A 24593-nucleotide genomic window follows, 5' to 3' on the forward strand; every position below is an offset into this window, starting at 1 on the left:
TCACAACTCCCGCACGGCGAGGAGAGACTGGGATCGGGCGTAGTCGACCACCGGTCCGTCCAGGCACAGCAGGAGCGGTCCGAGCTGGCAGTGGCCGCAATGGCCCGTGCCGCACTTCATGTTCCGTTCCAGCGACACCTGGATGCGCTGCGCGGGCACGCCTCGGGTGAGCAGTGCCTGCGCGCTGTGGCGGATCATCACCTCGGGTCCGCAGAGCAGTGGACGGGTGTCGTCGCCGAGCGGTTCGATCCGGTCGAGCAGTCCGGTGACGACACCGACGGTGCCCCGCCAGCCGGGGGTGGGGCGGTCGACCGTCACCTCCACCCGGGCCGAGGCCCGCCAGCTCTCCAGCTCGTCCCGGTAGAGGAGGTCCTCGGCGGTGCGGGCGCCCACCAGGACGCGGAGACTGCCATACCGTTGCGGGTGGTCCAGCACCTGGTGCACCACCGGGCGCAGCGGAGCCAGTCCGATGCCGCCGGCGATCACCAGGACGTCGGCCCCGGTCGCCGAGTCGAGGTCCCAGCCGGTGCCGTAGGGTCCGCGCAGGCCGACGATGTCGCCGGGTCGCAGTCGGCACAGTGCCCCGGAGACCGCGCCGACCGCGCGGACGGTGTGCGCCAGGGCACCGTTCCGGCTTCGGATCGCGCTGACCGAGATCGGAACCTCGCCGACGCCGAAGGCGTGGACCATGGCGAACTGTCCCGGCAGGAAGGCGGGCAACACGGCCTCGACGGGTTGCAGTTCGAGTGACACGGCGTCCGCGGTCTCCGGTCGCGAGGCGGTCACCCGGTACGGGAGCGGTGGCGTGACGGTGGTCATGGCGTGCCCGGGCGAGGTGCGTAGAGGTCGAGCAGGCGGATGCGGGTGGCCTGGAGCCGTTCGGCGATCACCTCGGCGCAGCGCAGGGTCAGTTGGTGCCCGAGGGCCGGGTCCGCTGCGCACAGCACTCGGACCTGGTCGGCGGGAAATTCCCAGGCGTCCACCGGTTTGAGTGCCTGCGCGCCCAGGTGCCAGCGGTAGGGCGGGAAGAGCCAGGACCAGCCGAGGAGTTGGCCCGGCCCGATGGTCTCCACGACCGGCGGCGGGCGGCCGGGTACGTACAGGTCGAGGGCGACCTCGCCGGAGCGGATCAGCCAGAAGCGGTCGGCTTGCCCGCCCTCGTCGAACAGCCGCCTGCCCGGAGGGAAGGAGCTGTCGCGGGCGAGGGCCAGCAGCCGGTCCCGGTGCACCTGAGGCAGCCCATCGAGCAGGAACGGCAGCTCGGTCATGCGGGTGCCTCGCCCTCGTGCGGCGACTGGTTGGCCCAGTCGTGCAGGGCGGCCGCCTCCTCGGTGATGTCGATCGCGACGGGGCACCAGACGATGCACCGGCCGCAGCCGACGCACCCCGAGGAGCCGAACTGGTCGTACCAGGTGCCCAGTTTGTGGGTGAGCCACTGACGGTAGCGGCTGGGTGAGGAGGCGCGCACCGTCCCGCCGTGCAGGTAGGAATGGTCCAGGTCGAAGCAGGAGTCCCACAGCCGCCAGCGCTCGGCATGGTCGCCGGTCAGGTCGGTGACGTCCTGGGTGGTGGTGCAGAAGCAGGTCGGGCAGACCATGGTGCAGTTGCCGCAGGTCAGGCAGCGGGATGCGACGTCGTCCCAACGCGGGGCGTCGAGCGTGCCCGCCATCAGCCGGCGCAGGTCGACCTCGGGCATGGTGCGGCCCATCCGGTCGGCGGCGGCGGACACCTGTGTGCGGGCGGCGGCGCGGGTGGCGTCGTCGGCACTCCTGCCGGGGATCTCGGCGAGGACCTCGGTGCCCTCAGGGCTGCCGCTGCGGATCCAGAACCGGTGGCCTCCCTCGTCGTCGACCAGCTCGGTGAGCACCAGGTCGTAGCCGGGGCCGGCGGCCGGCCCGGTGCCCATGGAGACGCAGAAGCAGGTGCCTCCGGGCTCGGTGCACTCCACCGAGACCAGGAACGCCCCCGAACGCCGTCCCTGGTAGGTCGGGTCGGCGTGCCGGCCGCCGGTGAGGACCCGGTCCTGGACAGCGATGGCGCGCAGGTCGCACGGGCGGACACCGAGGAAGGCGTAGCGGGGCGGCGGGGTGTCGTCCGCCTCGAAGGTCAACTGTTCGTCGGTGCGTTCGGCCCGCCACTGGCGGACCCGGGCGGGGTGCAGGTAGGTCTTCCAGGACTGCGGTCCGGCGGCGTTGGCGAAGGCCGCCGGGTCCGTACGCTCCCGTAGCCGGTACTGTCCTGCCTCGAGTTCGACGCCCCAGCCGTAAGGCAGACCCTCGGCGGACTCCAGCGCGTCGAGCACGATGGCGCCGCCCCGTACGGTCGGACCGATCACGGTGAAGCCGCGGGAGCGCAGGACGTCGACCAAGGCGGCCAGGCCTTCCCGGTCGATCACGGCCTCGTCGGCTGCCGGAGCCGCCGGAGTGCTCATCACGACGTCCTCTCGTCACTCATGGTCCCGCGCCCGCCCACGGGCGCAGGGGTTCCACCAGCTGTATCCGATCCGAGCCACTTCAACGGGTGCACTTCCTTCTCCGGCGGTTCCGGTACGGCAGGTCCCTGGCTGCCACCGGCCCATCTGTTGCACAGAACCGCCCGGATGAGCCGGATTTCGGGCCCGACACAGCTCCGATAGGGCCGTACGGGCAGGCCGGGCGGCCTGGGGCGGGTCGGCCCCGTCCACCGCCAGGACCCGCCGGCCACCCGCCCGGCAGGCGGCGCGGACGGTACGAGCGGCCAGGTGCGGACTGCCGACGATCTCGACAGCGGCGATCAGCACCACCTCGCGCCCGACGCCGAACGCGCCGATCACCTGCCGGCCCGTCACCGCGGAAACGAACAAGAGCACGGCCGGACAGGCGACGCTTCGGCTGCGGGTCTCCACCCCGAGACAGGAGTCCCTCGCCGCCTCCGTCAGAACACCTCACTTGAGCTGCTTCCGCTCACCTTCCAGGTCCTGGAAGCCAAGTGCGCGCGGGTCGAGCAGCGGGAACAGGAGCAGCGACAGCGCAGGGAGGCGCATCGACGCCGGGGCGGCCTCGTGGCCGAGAGGGACCTCCGCCCCGGACATACAGACGCCTCGGCCCCGGACACCTGAGGGGGCGGGCCGAGTCGGCCCCGAAGTCGACCGATGTCTCCGCGAGGCGCTGGGCCGACCTGTTGAGCGGGCCGGGGACTGCGCGGCCCGACCGGTGACAACCGCTTCCCATCGCGGTACCACGGCGAGGTGCACGACGGCCCAGGCGAGGAGAGACCGACCCCGCAGGGGATGGTCGGCCTGAGGGAACTGCTGGAGCGGACGGGGGACGGCGGTGGCCCGCACGGCGCTTGGAAGTGACGGAGCGGGTGGTGGGTTCGGGGATGTTATGCAGGTTGGGTGCGATGTGCACCTGACAGCGGGCGTCTGTGCGATCATCTGCCCGCTGTAGCCGATCATCGCGCAAGGAGTACACCCTCATGGCACGAGTCCGCGCCTTGCGGTGGAAGGCGGCCCTCGCCGCCCTGGCCACCGCCTGTATCGCGCTGCTGACCGGGCCGGCGGCGGGCCCCGCGGCCGCCGCCGACGCCCCCGTGGTCCAGTCGCTCACCCCCGGTGCGGACCAGTTCCGGCTGACCGACACCGACTACACGGCCGCCACCACCAACCTCTACAACCGGCACCTCACCAAGCACGCCGACCTGACCGACGTCGTCACCACCGACTACACTGTCAACTCGGCTGGCCAGATTGACGGTTGGCTGGGCCTGCGGCAGATGCGCCCCTGCACCGGCCTGGAGCAGGCCGGACTGCCACCCGCCGACGTCGAGAAGAAGGTCGCCTGGTGCTGGTCCAGCGCCTACGGCGACGACACCACCCAGCACTGGTTCCCCCAGGGGCTCAGCACCACCGGCACGGCCGACGGCGGCGACGGCGCCATCCAGGGCCGCAGCGTCACCGCGGTCGCCTGGCACTACACCACGTACGACGACGACACGGTCACCACCGGCTGCAAGACCAACAACCTGCTCAAGCTCACCCTGATCGACCGGACCACCCAGAAGTACCGGCACGTCCTCCTGGTCGAACCCACCAGCACCTCCGGCTCGGCCGCCGACTTCACGTACGTGACCGGCCACGGCGGCGGCATCGCCTGGTACGCCAACTACCTGTACGTCACGGACACCGCCAACGGCATCCGGGTCTTCGATCTCAACAAGCTCGCCAAGGTCGACACCTACGGTTCCGGTGTCAGCACCGCAGGCATGAGCGGCGGGAAGTCCACCGCCTGCGGCTACCCGTACGTGCTGCCCGAGACCCACCGCTACTTCCAGGCGAAGAAGGCGCCGAGCTGCGCCCCGGACGCGCCGATCGACCCGGCCTCGCTCTGCTTCTCCTGGCTCGCTCTCGACAAGACCGGCGGCGGTTCCACCTTCAAGCTGGTCACCGGCGAGTGGTACGGCGACACCTACGGCTCCCGGGTGGTCCGCTACCGGCTCAACCCGGCGAGTTCGGCCACCGATCCGGGCCTGCTCACCACCTCCGCCGAGCGCACCGTCGTCCAGGACGCCTTCACCACCCCCGGCTACCGCGGCCTCCAGGGCGGCATGACCTGGACCGACGCGCAGGGGACGCTCAACTTCGCGTTCTCCAAGGGATGCGGTACCAAGCCGGCGGTGCTCTCACACACCTGGGTCGGCGACACCCGTCCGGTCACCGGCTGCGGCAGCGAGACCGCCTGGGGCGGTAACTGGGGCGCGGGCTCGCCCCAGGCGCTCAGCTACTGGCCCAAGCTGGGGGCCAGCCAGGTCGATGAGCTGTGGGGTCTGACGGAGGGCATCTGCCGGGCCAAGGGGGACAAGCACTTCGCCGCCGGGGCCGACGACTCCGGGGTCTGCAAGAACTACGGCGGGAGCATCACGGCCTCGCTGCGCACGGTGTTCGCCGTGGGCTTCACCGATCCGGCGGTGCAGGGCCGGCACTGAGGCGTGCGGCTGCCGTCCTCTTGTCGATGGCTCGCGCTGGCCATCGGTCAGGCGGACCGGGAGCTGCCCTTCGAACTGCTCGCCACGATGGGTGAGGCGTCCTCGCTCCCGGGGTGAGCTGGGCCCGAAGGCCGACTGGCGCCACAAGATCGTCACAAGAGTCGGGGCTGGCGACAACTTGCGTGCTGAACAACAACGGGCCGTCTGAACAACAACGGCCCGTCAGACATCTCACTGATCCGGCGACAGTTGTCGCGCTGAACCGACCGAAGAACCGCACGTCAACCAGCGCACTTGACGACAGGTAGCATGCAGCGTCCCAGGTCTTGAGCCGGGCTGGGTGGAACCTGGCCGGGCGCATTGGGACTACCGGAGACAGGTCGCAGTCCGGACGAGGTCGGCGACGGCTCTGGACCGACTGTGCGGCGGCCAGGCGATCACGGTGGTGACTGTCGGCGCGTCCAGCACGGGCACGGCGGCGAGGTCACCGGGCAGTTGAGCTCGGCACGACTCCGGTGAGACCGCGCAAGCACGGCCGAGCGCGACGAGCTGCAACAACTGCGCATGGTCGCGGACCCGCGGACCGGGACCGGGCGGGTACGTGCCGTCGGGGTCGGGCCAGCGTGGCAGGGGCAGGCCGGGCAGCCCGGTGATGTCGGCCATGTGCACATGGGACCGGACGGTGAGCGGATGTCCGGCCGGCAGGACCACGACCTGGCCCTCCGTGCTGAGCTCTTCGGTGTGGAACCCGGCCGTCGAGTCGAACGGCCGGTGCAGTAGCGCCACGTCGGCCCGGCCCTCGCGCACAAGTCGTTCCTGCTCGGCCGGGCCGCACAGGATGACGTCGACGGGGACCGCGCCGGGCTCGGCGGCGTACGCGTCGAGCAGTTTCGCCAGCAGTTCGCGGGACGCGCTGGCCTTCGCGACCAGGACCAGGCCGGGACGGCCGGTCGAGGCAAGGGCGGCGCGGCGGGTCCGGCGCTCGGCCGCTTCGATCGCGTCGAGGGCCGCCCGGCCCTCGGCCAGCAGCACCGAGCCGGCTTCGGTCAGCGTGACGGTGCGGCTGGTCCGGTCCAGCAGCGCCGTCCCGAGTCGGCGTTCGAGCCGTTGGATCGCCCGTGACAGAGGCGGCTGCGCGATCCCGAGCCGCAGCGCGGCGCGCCCGAAGTGCAACTCTTCGGCGACAGCGACGAAGTAGCGCAGTTCCCTGGTCTCCATCCGGCCACGGTACTCCGGATCAATACCTGGAAGGTATCGTTGCCCACCCCATCGGTCTTGGACCCCCGCCGGGGTCCGAGAGCAGCATGGTCCCCATGAGCGAACGAACGATCGCGCTGGTCACCGGCGCGAACAAGGGAATCGGCTACGAGATCGCCGCAGGCCTGGGCACCCTCAACTGGAGCGTCGGCGTCGGCGCCCGCGACGATCAGCGCCGCAAGGCCGCGGTGGAGAGACTGCGCGCGGCCGGCATCGACGCGTTCGGCGTACCGCTGGACGTGACCGACGACGCGAGCGTGACAGCCGCGGCACGGCTGATCGAGGAACAGGCCGGGCGCCTCGACGTGCTCGTCAACAACGCCGCCATCGCGGGCGGCACTCCCCAGGAACCCACCCGCGTCGACCCCGCCACCGTCCGCACGGTCGTGGAGACCAACGTCATCGGCGTCATCCGCGTCACCAACGCGATGATGCCGCTGCTGCGCCGCTCCGCCTCACCGCGGATCGTGAACATGTCCAGCAGTGTCGGCTCCCTCACCCTGCAGTCAGGGCCTGCTGGTGAACTGACCACAGGTCCAGTGGCCGTGGCGTACGCGCCGTCGAAGACGTTCCTGAATGCCGTCACCCTCCAGTACGCCCGGGAGCTGAGCGGCACGAACATCCTGATCAACGCCGGCTGCCCCGGCTACGTCGCGACCGACCTCAACGGCTTCCGGGGCGTGCGCACCCCCGAACAGGGCGCGGCCATCGCCATCAAACTCGCGACCCTGCCCGACGACGGCCCGACGGGCCAGTTCTTCGACGACGCTGGCGTAGTGCCCTGGTGAAGTGAACGGCTTGTCATCACCCGCGCAGCCACCAGGGTGAGGCCGCTTCGCCCGCACGTCTCGAACAGCTTCATCGACTGCGTCGGCCGCCCCGGCCGACGCTCCGGTGCTCGGGGCAACGCCCCGGTGCTCGGGGCAACGCTCCGCACCGCTACTGGTTCGACATGGATGGCAGTTCATCGCAGGTTGCAAGCGGCGTGACCACTTGGTTCCAACAATCGTGCCCCGGGGATCCGGGTCGGGCACCGTGCGACGCACGCTCGAGGTCGGACCCGGGTCGAAGGCCGCTGCCTCGGCGGCCACGGCCGTTTCACCGGCCAGGAGTTGAGCCGGCCGGACGGTGAGAGCGAGGCGGCGGCGCATCGTCGGCGGTCAGGCGTAGGAGTAGCCGAGGGCGATGGTACTGGCCACGTCGGTGGCGGTGCTGGTCCAGGGGTCGAGGATGGCATCGTTGCCGGAGAGGCTCGGCTTGCCGGCGTGGTCGAGCTGCCAGCGGTCCCAGATACGGTCCACATTGGCGTGCAGAAGCCAGAAGATCGGGTCGTGCGGGGCGGCCATGATGTCGCTGATGGTGCCGTTGCACCAGTTGTGCACGTCGTTGTGCGCGTCCGTCTCCAGGTGGCTGGTGAACGGGGTGTAGCGCGGGCGCAGCAGCAGGCTGTCGATCAGCGTCTGGGTCGGCAGCGAGCCGCCGTTCGCGCCGGGGACGCCGCGGGTGACGTTCGGGGGCTGCCAGACCCAGTCGGGGCGGGCGTGGTCGTTGGCGTAGTCCCAGTACGGGATGGTCAGGGTCGGCGCGCCGTTGGCGGGCTGGACGGAGCGCAGCAGGTTCTCCGCCTGCAGTGTGTAGCGGCGGTGCCAGGGCAGGAAGCGCTGAGTGCCGATCGGGCCACTCATCGAGTGCATCCGGTGGCTCATGTCGCCGTGGATGTCGGCCAGCGTCTTGTACGTCCCGGCGGCGTGGGCGGCCTTCAGGGCCGTGTTGAAGGCGTCCTTGTCGGCCTGGCTGAGCTTGCGGTGGTCGACCCGGGTGCGGGTGAGGCTGCCGGCGAGCTGGATGATGAAGTCCCGCGCGGTGTCGGCGGGCACCAGGTTCGACCAGGCCCCGTCCCCGGCTGCGGCGCCGAGCTGGGGCGGCAGCGTGGCGAGGTGTCGGTCGAAGCGGACGGCCACTGCCTCGGGGTCGAGCGCGGGGTGCAGGCCCCAGCCGTCCTTGAGGCGGAGCAGTTCGTCGTGGTCGGGGAAGTGCCCGGTCTCGGGGAGTTCGGCGGCGGCCTGGTCGATGGGTGGCATACGGAGCATCCCGTCGGTGCGTGGCTGGTGGGTCTGCTGCCACGGTCACGCGGCGGGTGCGCGGGTCGCGGTCGGGACGCGCCGAGCGGGCAGACATTCACTCCGCCAGATCAGCGGTTTGAGTCATCAGATGCGCTGACCCGGACTGCCCTTGCTACCTGGCGCGCTCGGGAGCACCCTGGCGGGTGGCGCGGCACCAGGACCGGCCCCCCTGATCGACGTCGGCGACGCGAGCGCCTACCGACCGCCGCCCACCTCGCCTCGTACGCCGGCCTTGCCCCCGCGACCCGCAGTTCCGGATCCTCCGTACGCGGCGAACAACCCTCCCGGAGGGATGACGAGCAGCTGAAACGAGCGTTCTTTCTGGCCGCGTTCGCCTCGCTCAGCGACCCGGCCTCCCGCACCTACGACGACAGGAAGATCGGCCAGGGCAAACGGCATGTCCCGGGCCGAGTCCGGGCAGTAGCCGAGCGGGCAGGCCCCCGGACGGGGACCGGGTAGGAGGGTACGCCGAGCGGGTGCATCTCCTGTACGTCGACCAGCCGGTGACGGACGGATCCATGAGGGGCATCGCATTCGGAGGTTCCGGCGACGACGGCGGCGGGCGCGTGGCAGGACTCGGTGTCCGTGGCAGTCAGTGTCGCCGCCGGGCCAGCCATTCGGCGAGCACGGCGGCCTGGCTGTGGTCCGCATCCTTGGTAGCGGTCAGCAGCGTGAGCTTGTCGTGGGCGGCGAGGTCGCGCAGGTGCCCGGCCGCCTCGTGGTGTCGCGCATCCCGCAGTTCGGCCAGGTAGCGGCGGCGGAACTCGGGGAACCGGCTCGGCTCGTGGCCGTACCAGCGGCGCAGCTCGGTCGACGGGGCGACGTCGCGCAGCCACTCGTCCAGGGCGGCGTCCTCCTTCTTCATCCCGCGCGGCCAGACCCGGTCGACGAGCACGCGCCGCCCGTCCTGAGGCGAGGCTTCCTCGTAGATCCGCCGGTAGGCGATCCGTGTGGCCATGGGCGGCTTCCTTCCAGGTCGATCGGCTGCTTCGAGCGCTTTCGACCCTGGCGGCGGTGGGTCGTGGCAGCGCTCGGGACGCCGGACGCCGGTCCGGCGACCGGCTGGGACGGCCCGCGACACCGCGGGCGTCCCACGAGGGCGTCTGCCCGCATCAGGAGGATCCTCACCTGGCCGCGGCTCCGCCGCACATCCGATCCATGACCAGCCGATTCACGACCAGCCAAGCCACGACCAGCCGGTTCACGGCGCGACACGCAGCCGGCGTCCACCGGAGGCCTTCTCGACCGCCTTCTGGAGTTCGTCGCGGTTCGTCGTCGAACGGTGCGGGACGTCCAACTGCGTGGCCCTCTCGTAGAGCTCGGCCTTGGTGAACTGCTTCGGGTCCTCGTCGCCGACGGAGACCCGCTTCTTCGCGGCCAGCTTCCCGCCCCCGCTGCGGGAGCGCGAGGTGCTCTTCTTCCCGCCGGTGCCCTTCGATGTCTGATTGCCGCCAGCGTGGTCTGCCCCTACTGATCACACTGGCGGCATGACCATGTCGTCCACTACAGACTCGATTACTGTCCTCACCGGCATGTATGCGGCTGAGGCGGAGTACCTGGCGGCCGGAGGCCCCGGCGAGGCTTCATTCGACCTGCTCGCCCCCTTCTTCGCACCGGATGTCGTGCTGCGTCAAGCCGATTCTCTGCCCTATGGGGGCACCTGGCGCGGGCACTCGGGCATGACACGGTTCTTCCTCACGATGGGTTCCGTTTGGGAGTCATTCGAGATGGTGGAGCAAGAGTTCCTCGCCACTGGTGAGACTGCCGTAGTGCTCACCCAGGTCCGTGCTCGTGCTCGTGCGACCGGCCGCGAACTCTCCTTTCCGATCCTGCAGACGATCACGGTCAAGGACGGGAAGATCACTGAGGTCCGTCCGTTCTACTGGGACACACAGGTCATCGCCGACGCCTGCGCAGAGCCGAGGGCGACCGGCTGATGTGGACGGTGAGTCCGCTGGTCACGGCCACTCGTTGATGGCCGTGACCAGCACGGTTGCCTCATGGCTGACCGCGAGCTTGTCGTACCGTGTCGCCGCTGCACGGCGTTTCTGAGGCGGTTGATACCGCATTCCACTGCGTGACGCCGCCTGTAGTCTTCCCGGTCGAACTTCGGCGCGGCCTGCCCGCGGGAGCCGAGGTTCTCGCGGTTGCGGACCTGGTCCGTCTTCCCCGGAATAGTGCACGAGCGTCCGGCGTCCGCGCAGGTAGGCGCGGTTCGCGCGGGAACCATGAGGGGGCGGACCCGAACCAGGTCCGGGCCGCGCACGACCGGCTGGCAGCCCGGGGCGCCGTGGTGGAGACGCTCGCCGCGCAGGACGGCCACGTCCTGGCGGGCGACGGCGCCCGGCTGCCGGTGGACCGGCGCCGCCCACCACCGTCTCGGTGCTCTACGACGCGCTGGTGGTGCCGGACGGCGGCGAGCAGGCGCTGCCCTCCGATCCGGACGCCGTCCGCTTCCTCACCGAGGCGCTGCGCCACGGCAAGCCCGTCGCGGTGCTCGGCAGCGGCGTCGAGCTGTGCCGGGCCGGCCGGGATCGGCGCCCCGGACGGGTTGGCCGGCGTCGCGGTGTGCCCGCCTGCCGAAGCGGTCGGGCCGTCGTTCCGGGAAGGGTTCGTCCGGCTGGTCGAACACACCCCTTCCCTGCGCAGTGATCCGTCGTCAACTCCGTTCTCACCTTTGCGCTTTCACCTACGGGCGAGCCGCCCAGCGGGGCTGACCGACACGGGGGATCGTCACCCGCGTTCGTCACGGTCCGCGGCTCCGGCCGCAGACGTCGCGGCCCTCCGATTGCTTCGACTCCCGACGACTTCCGGCCGCGCGGAGTGGAACGAGCATTTCCGGGCAGACGCGGCACAGGCGAACAGAACGCCCCAGCAACGAGAGGAGTCACACCATGGGCACCCAGGACAAGCTGCGCAACGCCGCCGAGAAGGCCCACGGCAAGGCCAAGGAGGCCGCCGGACGGGCCACGGGCGACCGCGCGGTCGAGGCCGAGGGCCGGGGCAAGCAGATGAAGAGCGATCTGAAGCAGGCCGCCGAGAAGGTCAAGGACGTCGGAAAGGACTGAACAGAAAGGACTGAACAGGTGAGCGACCAGGACCACCGGCCCGTACCGAAGGACCCCCCGGTGCCGGTCGAGACGCCGGACTCCCGGATGACCGGCGAGGGCGCGCCGCCGCCCCCTCCCGAGGAGGGGACGGACCCCTCGAACGAACCGACCGGGCCGGCCGATGACCCGGAACCGCACGAGCCGCCCGACTGAGCGGCCCCGGACCGATCATCACAGGTTCCGGCGTCACGCTCGGGCGAACGGGTGGTCCGCCACCGCGATCCCGCGCGCAACGGCGTTGCGCGCGGGACGCCGTCCCCGGCCGGACGGTACACCTGGGGCCGCTCGCCGCAGCAGCGGCGTGGTTTCCGATGGTCGGGACGGGGGTGACGAGATGCGGACGGTGGCCGAACTCCTGATCTGGTGGGGGTTGTTGCTCCTGCTGAACGTCGTGTTCATCAGCTCGGTGACGCCGCTCGAGATGGCCGTGGGCGGCGGCATCGCCCTTCTCGCGGCACTCGGCGCGGTGGCCGTCCGGCGGACCTCCGGCGCGGCCCCGGGCGGTCCGGCCCGCCTCGGCGCGGCACTCCTGGCCTTCCCGGGGACGCTGCTGGCCGACACCGGCCGTCTGGCACTCGCCGTCCTCTCCCCCGGCCACCGCGGCTCCGGCTTCCGCGCCGTCCGCCTCTCGCCCGGCACCGGGCCCGCCTGGGCGGCCGCGCTGCTCTCCTCCACCCCCGGCGCCTACGTCGTGGACGTCGACGGCCAGACCCTCCTGGTGCACTCGCTCGGCCGTGAATCCTCCTCCCTGGAAGGCGCGTTGACGGAGGCGGCCGAGTGAACGCCTGGCTGCTGGCGGCGGCCGTCCTGGCCGGCGGCGGGATCGCGCCGTGCCTGCTGCTCGGGCTGTGGGGCCCGACGCACCGGCGCCTGGCCGGGTTGAACCTCGCCGCCGTGACGACCTGCGTCGTCCTGCTGCTGCTCGCCCAGGGCTTCGGCCGCCCCTCCTACACCGACCTGGCGCTCGACCTCGCCGTGCTGGCGCCCGCCGGAACCCTGGTGTTCACCCGCTTCCTGGCCGGGGAGGAGCGCTGATGGGCCGGCACGCCGTGGCACTGGTGCTGCTCTGGGCGGGCACCACCGCGCTGCTGCTCTCCGCCGTCGCACTCGCCGTGCTGCCCGGCCGGTACCTGCGCCTGCACGCCCTCTCCCCCGCAGCCGTGCTCGGCACCCCGCTGATCGCGCTCGCGCTCGCCGTGGACACCGGGCCGGGCCGGGCGGCGGTCAAGCTGCTGGTGATCGGCCTGCTGGTGACGGCCGGCGGCACCGTCACCACCATGGCCGTTGCCCGGGCCACCCGCCGCTCGGAGGCCGGCCGGTGACCGACACCCTGATCGTGATCGCCCTGCTGCTCACCGCCACCACCTCCACCGCGGCCGCGCTCACCCGCGACCCCGTCCGGCAGGCCGCCGTCCTCGCCCTGCTCGGGCTGAGCCTCGCGCTGCTCTTCACCGTGCTCCAGGCACCCGACGTCGCGCTCTCCCAGCTCGGCGTCGGCAGCGCGATCACCCCGCTGCTGATCCTGCTGACCGTCCGCCGGGTGCGCCGCAAGGAGCACACCGACGACCACCCGGACCGCACCGAGTGAACCGGACCGTCCGGCTCGGGCTCTTCCTCCTCGCGGCCTGCGTGCTGGCCGCCGCCCTGATCGCCGCCGCCGGCGAGCTACCCGGCTTCGGCGGTGCCCACCACCCCTACGGCGAGCGCGCGGTGGCGGCCGGGCTGGAGCGGCGAACGGCCAACATCGTCTCCTCCGTCAACTTCGACCAGCGGGCCTTCGACACCCTCGGCGAGGAGTCCATCCTGTTCGGCTCGGTGCTCGGCGCGGGCATCCTGCTGCGGCTGGCCCGGGACGAGCGCAAGCGCCGCGCCGCCGCCGAGCCCGTCCTGCCCACCACCCGGCTGTTCGGCGCCACCCTGCTGCCGGTCGCCGTCCTGACCGGCGGGTACCTCGTCGCGCACGGCGCGCTGAGCCCGGGCGGCGGCTTCCAGGGCGGCGTCGCCCTGGCCACCGCCCTGCACCTGGCCTACGTCGCCGCCGACTACCGAGTGCTCAAGCGGATCCGTCCGCTCGCCGCGCTGGACGTCACCGACGCGCTGGCCGCCGGCGCCTTCGCCGCGCTCGGCCTGATCGGTCTCGCCCAGGGCGCCGGCTACCTCGCCAACACCCTGCCGCTCGGCACCTTCAACCAGCTCTCCTCCGGCGGGCTGGTGGCGGTGATCAACGCCGCCGTCGGGGTGGAGGTCGCCTCGGGCGTGGTGGTGCTGCTCGCCCACTTCCTGGACCAGGCCGTCGAGGTCGCGCCCCGAGGGGAGCGGGCATGAACCTGTTCCCCTACCTGGTGGCCGGCTGGATCCTGCTCGCCGGGCTGTACGGCCTGGTGACCAGCCGCGACCTCGTCCAGGCGGTCGGCTGCCTGGCCGTCGCGCAGTCCTCGACCTACGTGCTGCTGCTCGCCGTCGGCTACCGCCGCGGCGCCACCGCACCCGTCTTCTCCGACCTGCCGACCGACGCCCCGGTGGTGGACCCGGTGGTCCAGGCACTGACCCTCACCGACATCGTGGTCGGCGCCACCGTCACCGCGCTGCTCCTCTCCCTGGTGATCCAACTGCGCAAGCGCCACGGCACGGTGGACCCGGAAGAACTCACCGGACTGCGGGGCTGACGACGGGTGCTCCCCACCTCCGACCTGCTGCCCCTGGCCGTCGCCGTCCCCCTGCTGGGCGCGGCCGTCACCGCCGTGGCGGGCCGGTGGCTGCCCCGCCCCGGCCGCGACGCGCTCGCCACCGTCCTCGCCGCCGCCGAGGTCCTCTGCCTCGCCCTGCTGTGGGCCCGGACCAGCCCGGACGGCCGGGCGGTCTCCTGGCTGGGCGGCTGGACCCCGAGCGGCGGACACAGCGTCGGCATCGTGCTGGTCGCCGACCGCCTCGGCAGCGGCCTCGCGCTGCTCGCCGCCGTCCTCGTGCTCGCCGTGCTCTGCTACGCCTGGCGGTACTTCGACGAGCCCTCCGGCGAACGCGGCGGCCTGTTCCCCGCGCTGCTGCTGCTCTTCGAGGCCGGGATGTGCGGCTTCGCGCTCACCGGCGACCTCTTCGACGCCTTCGTCTTCTTCGAGCTGATGGGCGCCGTCGCCTACGCGCTGACCGGCTACCGGATCGAGGACCCGCGCCCGCTGCACGGCGCGATGGCCTTCGGCCTGGTCAACTCGGCCGCCGCCTACCTCTCGCTGCTCGGCATCGGCCTGCTCTACGCCCGCACCGGCGAGCTCGGCATGGCGCAGCTCGGCGCCGAACTCGACCGGCTCGCCGCCCCCGGCCGCGGTCCGGACGCCCTGCTGGTCCTCGCCTTCGTCCTGGTCCTGGCCGGCCCGCTGGTCAAGGCCGCCGCGGCGCCCTTCCACTTCTGGCTGCCGGACGCCCACGCCGTCGCCCCGAGCCCGGTGTGCATGCTGCTGTCCGGGGTGATGGTCGAGCTCGGGGTGTACGGCGCGGCCCGCATCCACCGGGTGGTCTTCGCCGGCGCGGGCGGCCTGCCGGACGCCGTCGTCCGGGACACCCTGCTGGCCGTCGGGGTGCTGACCGCGCTGGTCGGCGCCGTGATGTGCTGGCAGCAACGGCACCTGAAGCGCATGCTGGCGTTCTCCACGGTCGGGCACGTCGGACTGTTCCTGACCGGCGCGGCCCTGCTCACCCCGGCCGGACTGGCCGGCACCGCCGTGTACGTGGCCGGCCACGCCGGGGCCAAGGCCGCGCTGTTCGGCCTCACCGGCGTACTGCTCGACCGGTACGGCTCGGTGGACGAGCACGGGCTGCACGGCCGGGCCCGCGAACTCCGGGCCACCGGGCTGCTTTTCACGCTGGGCGCGCTGGCCCTGGCCGGGCTGCCGCCGTTCGGCACCGGCCTCGGCAAGGCCGTTGCCGAGGAAGCCGCCGGACGTCAACTGGCCTGGCTGCCCGCGGTGTTCGTTCTGGTGTCGGTGCTCACCGGCGGCGCGGTGCTGCGGGCGGCCCTGCGGGTCTTCGGCGGGTTCGGCGCACCGCCGAAGGAGCACCCGGACGTGGCCGCGACCACCGGCGAGGGCGAGGAGCCCGAGATCCGCGAACCGGGCCGACGGCTGCCCCCGCCGATGGTCCTGGCCCCCGGGCTGCTGCTGGCCGGCTGCCTGGCCGTCGGCGTGCTGCCCGGCGTCGGCCGGGCCCTCGCGGCGGGCGCCGCCGCCTTCACCGACCGCGCGGCCTACCTCGCCGACGTACTCGGAGCGCCCGCACCCCCCGCGCCGCCGGCCCCCGAGGCCTGGTGGACGCCGTCCGGGATCGGCCTCGGCCTGCTCTCCGCCCTGCTGGCCGCCGCGTTCGCCGTCGCCGCCGTCCGCCGCGACCCGCGGCGCGGCACCGGCGGCCTCCACCGCGCCGGCGGCCTCTACCGCGCCGTCGTCCTGCCGCTGCGCCGCCTGCACTCCGGCCTGCTGGGCGACTACGTCGCCTGGCTCGCCGTGGGCCTGGCGGCCCTGCTGGTGACGATCACCGCGCAGCTCTGAACCCACGCCGCCGCGCAGCGGCGTGGGTTTCGCGGCGAAGGGTCACCCCGCCTGGACGCGGCGGCCGGTGATGCCTGCCGGGCGGACGCGCACCCACAGGGGGCGGGGGCCGCCGGCCCAGGGGGCGGCGCCCGGGAGGGCGGAGAGGTGCTGCTCCTCCTCCGGGGTGTCGACGTGGTGGGCCTCGCCGAGGACGAGGACGCTCCAGCCCTGGCGGCGGTGTTCGTCGATGTGGTCGACCTCGAAGGAGACGGGCGCCCCCTCGTCGGGAGCGGCCGCGCCCCGGGGAGCGGTGCGGTAGGCGATCGTCCGGGCGTCCACCACGTAGTTGACCGGGAGCACGACGGGCGCCGACGAGCCGGGCAGGCCGATCCGGCCGATGCCCCGGGTGCCGAGCAGTTCCCAGCACTGCGGCTCGGTGAGGCGGCGGAGCCCGGCGCGCGGGGCGGCGTCGGTCCGGCCCGGCGGGGCGTCCGGACGTCGACCGGACAGCAGCTCGGGCCAGGCCATGCCGAGCACGGCGGTGATCCGGACGAACCCGGGCGGGTCGAACTCGGGCCCCGAGCAGAGGAGTTGTCTCAGATAGGCGGGCGACATCGCGGCCCGGTGGGCCAGCATTCCCTCGCTCAGGCCGAGTTGCTCGCGCCGTCGGTCGATCCGGCGGGCGATGTCGGCCGGGTCGGGACGGTCGGTGGTGCCGGCGACTCCTGCGTACATGGCGATCACGTCCGGAACAGCGCGACCTTGAGGGCGCCGGTGTCGGCCGCGTCGGCGAAGACGTCGTACGCCTCCTGCATCTCGTCGAGGCCGAAGCGGTGGGTGACCAGCCCGCCGGTGTCGAGCCGGCCGACGGCCAGCATGTCGAGCAGCATCGGGGTGCTGCTGGTGTCGACCAGGCCGGTGGTGATGGTGACGTCGCGGATCCAGAGGTCCTCCAGGTGCAGCACCGCCGGCCGCCCGTGCACGCCGACGTTGGCGACCCGGCCCCCGGGGCGCACCAGGTGGGTGCACAGCTCGAAGGTCTCGGGCACGCCGACCGCCTCGATGGCCACGTCCACGCCGAGCCCGTCACGGCTGAGCTTGCGGACGGCGTCGGGGGTGGCCTCGGCGGAGGTGAGGACGGTGTCGGCGCCGAAGCGCTCGGCGGCGGCGAGGCGGCTTCGGGCGAGGTCGATGGCGATGACGCGGGCGGGACTGTAGAGCCGCGCGGTCAGGACGGCGGCGAGGCCGATCGGTCCGGCGCCGACGATCGCGACGGTGTCGCCGGGGCCGACGCGGCCGTTGCGGACGCCGACCTCGTAGGAGGTGGGCAGGATGTCGGCGAGCAGCAGGGCGTCCTCGTCCCGGACGCCTTCGGGAAGCCTGTGGAGGGAGGCGTCCGCGAAGGGGGTGCGGACGTACTCGGCCTGGCAGCCGTCGACGAGGTGGCCGAGGATCCAGCCGCCACCGCCGGTGCACTGCCCGTAGCTCGCGGCTCGGCAGTAGGCGCAGCGGCCGCAGGCGGAGACACAGGAGATCAACACGCGGTCGCCGGCCGCGACGGTGCGCACGCCGGGGCCGGTCTCGGTGACGGTGCCGACGGCCTCGTGGCCGAGGACGCGGCCCTGCCCGACCTCGGGGACGTCGCCCTTGAGGATGTGCAGGTCGGTGCCGCAGATGGTCACCGCGTCCACCCGGACGACGGCGTCCTCCGGGTCGCGGACGGTCGGGTCGGGGACGTCGCCCCAGGTACGGCGGCCTGGTCCGTGGTAGGTCAGCGCTTTCATGGCGGCGGTCGCTCCTCTCGGAGGGCTTGGCCGGGGCGGAGCCGAACCGGTTCCGCTCGTACTTCCAGCGTTCTCCGCGGCCGGGCCCGTCGCCAGGGGGCCGGTGGGGTGCTCCCGGTGGGCCGATGGACCCCGTTGCCCGCTTTCCCCCGCCGTTGCACGCTGCTCCGCGGCGAGCGCGCCTACGCTGGTCAGTGGGCATCGGGGGGCGAGCCACGGAGGTTCCCCTTGGACAGCGCGTCGGAGAGTCCCGCCCCCGTGCCGAACCTGCGGCTGGACGCACTCCTCGGAGAGCTCCAGGCCCGGCTGGACGCCGCGCGCGGCACCCGGGACCGGGTGCACAGCCTGCTGGAGGCGGTGCTCGCGGTCGGGCGGGACCTGGAGCTGTCCCAGGCGCTGCGGCACATCGTGGAGGCGGCGGTCACGCTGGTGGACGCGCGGTACGGCGCGCTCGGCGTGATCGGCGAGGACCAGAGGCTGTCGCAGTTCATCCCGGTCGGGGTCACGGACGAGCAGGTCAAGCTGATCGGCGACCTCCCGTCCGGGCACGGGATCCTCGGCGAACTGATCCGCCGACCCGAGCCGCTGCGGCTGGGCCGGCTCTCCGACCACCCGGCCTCCTACGGCTTCCCGGCCGGCCACCCACCGATGAGCAGCTTCCTGGGGGTGCCGATCCGGATCCGGGACAGGGTGTTCGGCAACCTCTACCTGACCGAGAAGCGCGGCGGCGGCGAGTTCGACGCCGAGGACGAGTCGGTGCTCGCCACCCTCGCGGTGGCCGCCGGGGTCGCGATCGACAACGCCCGGCTCTACGCCCGGGCCCGCCGGCGCCAGCGCTGGCTGGAGGCGAGTGCCGAGGTGTCCAGCAGCCTCCTGTCGGGCGCCGCCGAGCAGGAGGTGCAGGACCTGCTGCTCTCCCGAGCCGCCGAGATCGCCGGAGCGGACCTCGCGGTCGTCGCCGTGCCGCTGCCGGAGACCGCCGAGCTGGAGGTGCGGATCGCCGTCGGCCTCGGTGAGCGGGAGCACCGTGGTCTGGTACTGCCGATCGAGGGTTCGTTCATGGGCGCGGCCTTCCGCACCGGCGGGCTCGTGGTGAGCCCCGACGTCCGAAGGGACCCTCGGATCACGGCCGGCCCGCCCCGATGGAAGGGTCTCGGCCCCGCGGTCGCGGTGCCCGTCGGCACGGCCGAGCGCGGTATCCGGGGCGTGCTGCTGCTGGCCCGGGCCGCCGGCACCCCGTTGTTCGAGGAGGAGGAGTCCGGTCCGCTGCTGGGCTTCGCGGGGCAGGCCGCCGTGGCCCTGGAGCTGGCCGAGCGTCGCCGGGACTCCGAGCAGATCGCCCTGCTGCGGGAGCGTGACCGGATCGCCCGCGACCTGCACGACCTGGCCATCCAGCGGCTCTTCGCCACCGGCATGACCCTCCAGGGCGCCACCCGCTTCATCGACCACCCCGAGGCGACCACCCGCGTCCTGCGGGCCATCGACGACCTGGACGAGACCGCGAGGACCATCCGCGCCACGATCTTCGGCCTGCGCCTGCGCGAGAGCGGCCCGGCGGCGAGCGGCCTGCGCGCCCGCATCGTCGAGGTGGTCGACCGGGCCGCGCGTTCCCTCGGCTTCGCCCCGGACCTGCGGATGAGCGGCCTGATCGACGTCACCGTGCCCGATGAGGTCGCGGACGCGGCAGTCGCCGTCCTGGAGGAGGCCCTGTCCAACGCCTCCCGCCACGCCCGGGCCGGCGCCGTGGACGTCACCGTCGCCGCCGACGACGAGTTGACGGTGACCGTCACCGACGACGGGGTCGGTCTCCCCGAGGGCGGCCGGCGCAGCGGCCTCGCCAATCTCTCCGAGCGGGCCTCGACCCTGAACGGCACCTTCACCGCCCGCACGCGCCCCGAGGGCGGCACCGAGCTGGTCTGGCAGGTGCCGCTCCGGTAGACGTCATTCCAACACCGTGCCAGCCGGTAGGCGGGGTGTCGGGGTCCCCTCGGGGCCGTAGCCGAGGCGGATCAGCATCTGGACGAAGCCGGGCCGCTGGTGCGGGTCGCGGGCCTCCCAGCGCAGGTAGGGCCACTCCATCGCCTGGTGCAGCAGGGAGGCACGGACGCCGTGGACGGTGGCGGCGAGCAGCACGTGTTCCAGGGCGATGCCAGCCCGCAGCCAGTCCCCCGGGGTGTCGCGGCCGGTGGTGAGGACGGCGATGCGGGGCTCGCGCTCGAAGCGGGCCGGGGCCCGGTGCTCGGCGGCGTGGATGGCGGAGAAGTCGCGCATCGGCAGGCGGCCTGCCGCGTCCTGGGGGCCGAGCGCGTCGACCGGGATGCCGTAGGGCAGTGCGTCGCCGGTGCGGATCCAGCCGCGGCTCTCGGTGCGCTGGGCCTCGTCGGTGGTGTTGCGGCGCTCGGCCTCCGCGGTGAGGTGCAGCAGTCGGGCGGTCTCCGCCTCGTCGGGCAGGTGGAGCGCGGCGTCCTCGACCCGGGCCGCACTGCTCAGTTCGTCGAGCACGGCCTGCGGGACCGGTACGTCGGTGAAGGGTGTGCGGATGGAGTGCCGGCGCCAGATCGCCTCGTACAGCTTCTCGGTGCCGGGGGCCGGCGCGCTCGCCGGGGTGTCGAGTCCGACGGCGGCGACCAGCTCGGGTTCGGCGGGGTCGGGCAGCAGGCGTACCTCGGGTGCCCAGCCGAGGTGGCGGGCGGCGACCCGCAGGTTGAGGACGGCCGCGCCGACGGAGATGTGCAGCGCCCGGCCCTCGGGGTCGGCCGCGGGGAGGGCCCGGCTGCGGTCGGCCCGGACTTCCAGGGTCGAGGTGTCCGGCTGGAGCCGGAAGCGCCAGGGCTGGCTGTTGTGGATCGAGGGCGCCGCGACCGCCGCTGAGACGAGCTTCTCCAGCATGGGTGCGTCGAGGGCCGGGGTGGACATGACCGCCTCCAGGGATTCTGCGTCAGCCGGAGGCGGGCGGGTCACCGACGCCGCCGCGCAGGGTGGCCAGTCGGGCCCGGTACTCGTCGGGGTCGATCTCGCCGCGGGCGAGGCGCTCGGCGAGCAGTCGTTCCGGTGTCGGCCGCGCAGCGGGCGGGGCCGTCGTCGGGGGCGGCACCGCGGGCCCGTGCGCGGCCGTGCGGCCCACGTACCGGACCAGCGCGATCACACCGAGGACCACCAGCGCCCAGAAGAGCAGCATGCTCACGGTCATCAGGCCGGTGGCCCAGCCGTTCACGCCGCCGTTGTTCCAGTACATCATCGCCGTCTCCTCAGCCGTGGCGGGAGGTCGATCACCTCCACGGTGCGGCCGGCACCCTCCGCCTCGCTTGGGCCGTTCGGGCCTCCTCCGGGCCCGCCCGGCCCCTCCGGCCCCGCCGGGCTCAGTGCGGGCGCTGATGGTGCTGCTCGGGATCGGCGTGGGCGGCGATGACGGCGGCCTGCAGGCGGCGTTCGACGCCCAGTTTCGCGAGCAGGCGCGAGACGTGGTTCTTCACGGTCTTCTCGGCGAGGTACAACTCCTGGCCGATCTGGCGGTTCGTCTTGCCCTCCCCCACCAGGGCGAGGATCTCCCGCTCACGCGGAGTGAGCGCGGCGAGCGCGGCGTCGGTCCCGCTCTCCTCGTGGTGGCGCAGGCTCTCCATCAGCTTGCGGGTGGTCGCCGGGTCGAGCATCGACTGGCCGGAGGCCACCGTACGGACCGCACCTACCAGTTCGGTGCCCTTGACCTGCTTGAGGACGTAGCCGGCCGCGCCGGCCATGATCGCGTCGAGCAGGGCGTCGTCGTCGTCGAAGGAGGTCAGCATCAGGCAGGCCAGTTCGGGCATCCGGTCACGCAGGTCCCGGCAGACGCTCACCCCGTCGCCGTCCGGGAGCCGGACGTCGAGCACCGCGACGTCCGGGCGCAGCGCCGGGACGCGGGCGAGGGCCTGGGCGCAGGTGCCGGCCTCGCCGACGACCTGCAGGTCCGGTTCGGCCTCCAGGAGGTCGCGCACCCCCCGGCGGACCACCTCGTGGTCGTCCAGCAGGAACACCCGTACGGGCTGGGGCGTGTCCATGGCCTGCTCCTGGGGTGCGCGGGGGCGCTGACACCACCGATTCTCCGCGCACGCCCGTGCCCGCGCAGCGCGTCAGCCGCGCGGGACGACGGCGACCGGGCAGCGGACGCGGCGGAGCACCGCTCGGGTGACCGGGCCGAGGCGGTGTCCCCTGCGGCCGAGGACGAGCAGACCGGCCGATCCGGCGGCCGCCACCAGCGCGTCGGCGGCCCGGGCCTGCCGGACGTCCGGGACGGCGGGCGGATCGGGCTCCCATGCCAGCAGGTCGGCCAGGGCTCGTTCCTGTTTCTCGGCCGCGAGCGCCCGCTCGGCGGCGGGGCGAAGTGGCCAGTCCCACGGTGGTGTCCAGGCGTGGACGACGCGCAGCGGGGCGTCCGCGGCCAGCGCGCTCAGGCGGGCGAAGGCGAGAGCCGCCTCCGCCGGGTCGTCGGTGTCGATCCCGGCCACCACCTCCCGCGGCACTCCGGCCGTGTCCGGGGGTTCCCGGACCAGGACGACCGGGCAGACCGCCCTGGCCGCGACGGCCACGCCGACCGAGCCGGGCAGGACGTGCGGAGCGGAGGAGCCGAGCGCCAGCAGCTCGGCCGGGGCCGCGGCGGCGGCCGCCCTGATCCCGGCGGGCGCGTGCTGGTCCAGCAGCGCGGTGTCGACGTGCAGCCCGTGGTGGCTCTCCCGGACCGACGCGGCGGCGTCGGCCACCATGTCGACCGCCCGGCCGCGCACCTCACCGACGCCGGGCAGTCCGGGCGCCGCGTGCTGCGGCCACGGCCAGGCGTACACCAGGCGCAGCCGCAGGCCGCGCCTGACGGCCTCGTCAGCGGCCCAGCGGGCGGCGGCGAGGCTCTCCGGGGAGCCGTCCACCGCGGCGAGCACGACCATGTCCACGCCTCCGCTCAGGCCGGGGCGGCGAGCCGGACCTCGACGCCGACCACACCGGGCACCGAGCCGACCAGCCGTTCCAGGACCGCCGCGGACACGGCGTCCGGCAGCTCGCCCGTCAAGGTGATCCGGCCGTCCTCGGACCGGACGTCGGTACCCACCCCGGCTCCGGGGCCGAGGGTGGCGACCAGTTCGAAGCGCACCCGGTCGGCGAGTTCGCGGTCGTCCTCGAGGTAGACCTTCAGCAGGTCGCCGCGGCTGACGATGCCGACGAGGTAGTCCTCCTCGTCGACCACGGGCAGCCGCTTCAGGTGGCCGCGCGCCATCGCTCGGGCAGCCTCGTTGAGCGGGCTGCCGGGGTGCACGGTGACCGCCGGGACGGACATCATCCGCCCGGCCGTCAGGGCGGCGGCGCGCGCGCCGTCGCGGTCCCCGGCAGCGAGCAGGTCGGCCTCCGAGACCACCCCGATCACCCGCCCGTCGCCGGTCAGAACCGGGACGGCGCTGACCCGCCAGCGTTGGAGGGTGTCGGTGACCTCACGGAAGTCCGCGTCGCGGCCGACGGCCACCACCGCGTGGGTCATGACGTCGGCGACGGTACTCGGTGTACGGGACATGACGGCCTCCTACGATGCCGCGCGGTAGGCGCGGGGGTGTTCCACGGAGCGGTCGGTGTCGTCCTCGGTCCAGTCCAGGGTGGCGTGGACGGCGACCACGCCGTCCACGGTGCGGCAGAGCCGTTCGGCGACGGGGACCAGGCTCCGCGACCTCAGCCGCCCGTTCAGGGTGACCACTCCGTTGTGCACCGCGACCTGGACCTCGCCGGGAACGACCCAGAGGGCCTCACCCAGCACGTCGTGCTTGATCTCGTCCCGGATCGCCGCGTCGTGGCGCAGGAAGACCTGCAGCAGGTCCCCGCGGCTGACGATGCCGACCAGGCGACCGACCTCGTCGACCACGGGCAGGCGCTTGACCTTGTGCCTGTCCATGGCGCGCGCCGCCTCGGGAACCGACCAGCCGGGACGGGCGGTGACGGCGGGGCTGGTCATCAGGCCGCCGGCCGTCTCCGCCTCGGCGCGGGCGCGGTCGCCCGCCGACAACCAGCGGCCGGGGTAGCGGCCCTCCGAGTCCGGCAGGACGGCCTCCTTGCGGATCAGGTCGGCCTCGGACACCAGGCCGAGCGGGCGGCCCTGGTCGTCGACCACGGGGATGGCGGTGACGTCGTTGCGGTGGAACAGCGCCGCAACCTCCTTGGCCGGCGTGTCGGGCCGGGCGGTGACGACCTCGCGGGTCATCACGTCGTTGACGCTGCGGTGCTGCATCGTCCTCACTCCTCCTGCGGGTGGTCCCGTCTTCACTGTCCGCCCGCCCGGAGCCGCCGGACAGGGCCGGTCGGGCCATGCCGTCGGGTCGCTCCGGCCCCAGGACAGTGCGGCCGGTCGGCAGGACGACGGGAACGCGCTGCGGATGTTCGACCCCGTCCCGCTGGACACCGACGTCGGGGGCCTCCGCGCCCGCCGGTCGAGGCGGTCGCGCCGCGCACGCCCCCCGGACCGTCGGATCCACCGCCACCCGGGGTCGCGGTCGTGGACATCGTGCTCAGCGATTCCCGTCTGCGGACTTGCCGCGTTGTACGCGCGGCGGGCGGACACCACCGCATCCGTACGGGTGATGTCGCCGCCACGGGTCGAGCGTGCGCGGTACGCGCGCCTGCCGCGGGAGGTGCGGGACCGACCGGGTGACGCACCCGTCGGCGCGACGTGGAGGACGACGGCACCCAAGCCGCCGACGCGCCCAGCTCTGCTGCCGTCCCAGCCCTGACGAGGCGTCCGGTACCGCGGTTTCGGACCGCGTTCCCCGAGCGGGGTCCGCGGGTTCGATGCTCCCCCTCCGCGCGGCCGGGGATCGGCCGACCGTGGTGAGG

29 protein-coding genes and 1 pseudogene are annotated in these 24593 nt (G+C 73.3%); 15 read left to right on the forward strand and 15 right to left on the reverse strand.

The window, feature by feature from the left end; translation table 11 throughout:
• The 4 genes from ACWDBE_RS23260 to ACWDBE_RS23275 form a co-directional block, all read right to left on the reverse strand.
• On the reverse strand, positions 1-819 hold the full coding sequence (locus ACWDBE_RS23260; RefSeq protein ID WP_449808940.1) for an FAD/NAD(P)-binding protein: 819 nt from the start codon (positions 817-819) through the stop codon (positions 1-3).
• A complete protein-coding gene (locus tag ACWDBE_RS23265; RefSeq protein ID WP_449808941.1) occupies positions 816-1268 on the reverse strand; it encodes a cyclic nucleotide-binding domain-containing protein in 453 nt (150 codons plus the stop codon). The genes ACWDBE_RS23260 and ACWDBE_RS23265 overlap by 4 nt, the downstream gene beginning before the upstream one ends.
• On the reverse strand, positions 1265-2431 hold the full coding sequence (locus ACWDBE_RS23270) for a 4Fe-4S dicluster domain-containing protein (protein WP_449808942.1): 1167 nt from the start codon (positions 2429-2431) through the stop codon (positions 1265-1267). The genes ACWDBE_RS23265 and ACWDBE_RS23270 overlap by 4 nt, the downstream gene beginning before the upstream one ends.
• Before the next feature lie 492 nt (positions 2432-2923).
• Positions 2924-3070 (reverse strand): hypothetical protein, encoded by a 147-nt coding sequence (locus tag ACWDBE_RS23275; protein ID WP_449808943.1) that lies wholly within the window; start codon positions 3068-3070, stop codon positions 2924-2926.
• Positions 3071-3456: 386 nt separating this feature from the next.
• Between ACWDBE_RS23275 and ACWDBE_RS23280 the strand changes: the two genes are divergently transcribed.
• Positions 3457-4962: a hypothetical protein gene (locus ACWDBE_RS23280; protein WP_449808944.1), complete on the forward strand. Its 1506-nt coding sequence runs from the start codon at positions 3457-3459 to the stop codon at positions 4960-4962.
• Positions 4963-5328: 366 nt separating this feature from the next.
• On the opposite strand, the gene ACWDBE_RS23285 is transcribed toward ACWDBE_RS23280, so the two are convergent.
• On the reverse strand, positions 5329-6180 hold the full coding sequence (locus ACWDBE_RS23285) for a LysR family transcriptional regulator (RefSeq protein ID WP_449790458.1): 852 nt from the start codon (positions 6178-6180) through the stop codon (positions 5329-5331).
• 95 nt (positions 6181-6275) lie between these two features.
• On the opposite strand from ACWDBE_RS23285, the gene ACWDBE_RS23290 reads away from it, so the two are divergent.
• On the forward strand, positions 6276-7007 hold the full coding sequence (locus ACWDBE_RS23290; protein ID WP_449790459.1) for an SDR family oxidoreductase: 732 nt from the start codon (positions 6276-6278) through the stop codon (positions 7005-7007).
• A 372-nt stretch (positions 7008-7379) separates the two neighbouring features.
• On the opposite strand, the gene ACWDBE_RS23295 is transcribed toward ACWDBE_RS23290, so the two are convergent.
• On the reverse strand, positions 7380-8300 hold the full coding sequence (locus ACWDBE_RS23295; RefSeq protein WP_449808945.1) for a tyrosinase family protein: 921 nt from the start codon (positions 8298-8300) through the stop codon (positions 7380-7382).
• 243 nt (positions 8301-8543) lie between these two features.
• On the opposite strand from ACWDBE_RS23295, the pseudogene ACWDBE_RS23300 reads away from it, so the two are divergent.
• Positions 8544-8801, forward strand: a pseudogene (locus ACWDBE_RS23300) (transposase); the annotation flags it as partial.
• 133 nt (positions 8802-8934) lie between these two features.
• Here the strand turns inward: ACWDBE_RS23300 and ACWDBE_RS23305 are convergent.
• Positions 8935-9300, reverse strand: a complete 366-nt coding sequence (locus ACWDBE_RS23305) for a DUF488 domain-containing protein (RefSeq protein ID WP_449808946.1) — start codon at positions 9298-9300, stop codon at positions 8935-8937.
• Between the two features lie 529 nt (positions 9301-9829).
• On the opposite strand from ACWDBE_RS23305, the gene ACWDBE_RS23310 reads away from it, so the two are divergent.
• From ACWDBE_RS23310 to ACWDBE_RS23360, 11 genes are all read left to right on the forward strand, one after another.
• The gene (locus ACWDBE_RS23310; protein ID WP_449790463.1) at positions 9830-10279 is read left to right on the forward strand and encodes a nuclear transport factor 2 family protein; all 450 of its coding nucleotides are present in this window, start codon (positions 9830-9832) and stop codon (positions 10277-10279) included.
• A gap of 445 nt (positions 10280-10724) precedes the next feature.
• Positions 10725-10994 (forward strand): hypothetical protein, encoded by a 270-nt coding sequence (locus ACWDBE_RS23315; protein ID WP_449808947.1) that lies wholly within the window; start codon positions 10725-10727, stop codon positions 10992-10994.
• A 242-nt stretch (positions 10995-11236) separates the two neighbouring features.
• The gene (locus ACWDBE_RS23320; RefSeq protein WP_449790465.1) at positions 11237-11410 is read left to right on the forward strand and encodes a CsbD family protein; all 174 of its coding nucleotides are present in this window, start codon (positions 11237-11239) and stop codon (positions 11408-11410) included.
• An 18-nt stretch (positions 11411-11428) separates the two neighbouring features.
• Entirely contained in the window at positions 11429-11605 is a 177-nt protein-coding gene (locus tag ACWDBE_RS23325) for a hypothetical protein (RefSeq protein WP_449790466.1), read from the forward strand.
• A gap of 181 nt (positions 11606-11786) precedes the next feature.
• Complete coding sequence (locus ACWDBE_RS23330; RefSeq protein ID WP_449808948.1) at positions 11787-12233, forward strand: hypothetical protein; 447 nt, start codon at positions 11787-11789, stop codon at positions 12231-12233.
• Positions 12230-12487, forward strand: a complete 258-nt coding sequence (locus ACWDBE_RS23335) for a monovalent cation/H+ antiporter complex subunit F (RefSeq protein WP_449790468.1) — start codon at positions 12230-12232, stop codon at positions 12485-12487. Before ACWDBE_RS23330 ends, ACWDBE_RS23335 begins: the two co-directional genes overlap by 4 nt.
• A complete protein-coding gene (locus ACWDBE_RS23340) occupies positions 12487-12774 on the forward strand; it encodes a monovalent cation/H(+) antiporter subunit G (protein WP_449790469.1) in 288 nt (95 codons plus the stop codon). Before ACWDBE_RS23335 ends, ACWDBE_RS23340 begins: the two co-directional genes overlap by 1 nt.
• A complete protein-coding gene (locus ACWDBE_RS23345; protein ID WP_449808949.1) occupies positions 12771-13040 on the forward strand; it encodes a Na(+)/H(+) antiporter subunit B in 270 nt (89 codons plus the stop codon). Before ACWDBE_RS23340 ends, ACWDBE_RS23345 begins: the two co-directional genes overlap by 4 nt.
• The gene (locus ACWDBE_RS23350) at positions 13037-13777 is read left to right on the forward strand and encodes an MnhB domain-containing protein (RefSeq protein ID WP_449808950.1); all 741 of its coding nucleotides are present in this window, start codon (positions 13037-13039) and stop codon (positions 13775-13777) included. Before ACWDBE_RS23345 ends, ACWDBE_RS23350 begins: the two co-directional genes overlap by 4 nt.
• Entirely contained in the window at positions 13774-14118 is a 345-nt protein-coding gene (locus tag ACWDBE_RS23355; protein ID WP_449790472.1) for a sodium:proton antiporter, read from the forward strand. The genes ACWDBE_RS23350 and ACWDBE_RS23355 overlap by 4 nt, the downstream gene beginning before the upstream one ends.
• Before the next feature lie 6 nt (positions 14119-14124).
• Positions 14125-15990: a complex I subunit 5 family protein gene (locus ACWDBE_RS23360; protein WP_449808951.1), complete on the forward strand. Its 1866-nt coding sequence runs from the start codon at positions 14125-14127 to the stop codon at positions 15988-15990.
• A 42-nt stretch (positions 15991-16032) separates the two neighbouring features.
• On the opposite strand, the gene ACWDBE_RS23365 is transcribed toward ACWDBE_RS23360, so the two are convergent.
• Together ACWDBE_RS23365 and ACWDBE_RS23370 are read right to left on the reverse strand one after the other, a co-directional pair.
• The gene (locus tag ACWDBE_RS23365; protein WP_449808952.1) at positions 16033-16707 is read right to left on the reverse strand and encodes a pyridoxamine 5'-phosphate oxidase family protein; all 675 of its coding nucleotides are present in this window, start codon (positions 16705-16707) and stop codon (positions 16033-16035) included.
• A 5-nt stretch (positions 16708-16712) separates the two neighbouring features.
• A complete protein-coding gene (locus ACWDBE_RS23370; RefSeq protein ID WP_449790475.1) occupies positions 16713-17756 on the reverse strand; it encodes a zinc-dependent alcohol dehydrogenase family protein in 1044 nt (347 codons plus the stop codon).
• A 228-nt stretch (positions 17757-17984) separates the two neighbouring features.
• Here ACWDBE_RS23370 and ACWDBE_RS23375 point away from each other — a divergent pair, with 228 nt between their 5' ends.
• On the forward strand, positions 17985-19694 hold the full coding sequence (locus ACWDBE_RS23375; protein ID WP_449808953.1) for a GAF domain-containing sensor histidine kinase: 1710 nt from the start codon (positions 17985-17987) through the stop codon (positions 19692-19694).
• Positions 19695-19697: 3 nt separating this feature from the next.
• Here ACWDBE_RS23375 and ACWDBE_RS23380 read toward each other — a convergent pair whose 3' ends face one another.
• From ACWDBE_RS23380 to ACWDBE_RS23405, 6 genes are all read right to left on the reverse strand, one after another.
• Entirely contained in the window at positions 19698-20672 is a 975-nt protein-coding gene (locus ACWDBE_RS23380; protein WP_449790477.1) for an Acg family FMN-binding oxidoreductase, read from the reverse strand.
• 22 nt (positions 20673-20694) lie between these two features.
• Positions 20695-20994, reverse strand: coding sequence for an SHOCT domain-containing protein (locus ACWDBE_RS23385; protein WP_449808954.1), 300 nt, complete (start codon positions 20992-20994; stop codon positions 20695-20697).
• Positions 20995-21115: 121 nt separating this feature from the next.
• On the reverse strand, positions 21116-21790 hold the full coding sequence (locus tag ACWDBE_RS23390; RefSeq protein ID WP_449790479.1) for a response regulator: 675 nt from the start codon (positions 21788-21790) through the stop codon (positions 21116-21118).
• Between the two features lie 72 nt (positions 21791-21862).
• On the reverse strand, positions 21863-22669 hold the full coding sequence (locus tag ACWDBE_RS23395) for a universal stress protein (protein WP_449790480.1): 807 nt from the start codon (positions 22667-22669) through the stop codon (positions 21863-21865).
• A 14-nt stretch (positions 22670-22683) separates the two neighbouring features.
• Entirely contained in the window at positions 22684-23286 is a 603-nt protein-coding gene (locus ACWDBE_RS23400; RefSeq protein WP_449790481.1) for a CBS domain-containing protein, read from the reverse strand.
• Positions 23287-23295: 9 nt separating this feature from the next.
• Entirely contained in the window at positions 23296-23991 is a 696-nt protein-coding gene (locus ACWDBE_RS23405) for a CBS domain-containing protein (RefSeq protein ID WP_449790482.1), read from the reverse strand.
• Positions 23992-24593 lie beyond the last annotated feature (602 nt).

The sequence above is a fragment of the Kitasatospora sp. NPDC001132 genome (assembly GCF_053598415.1).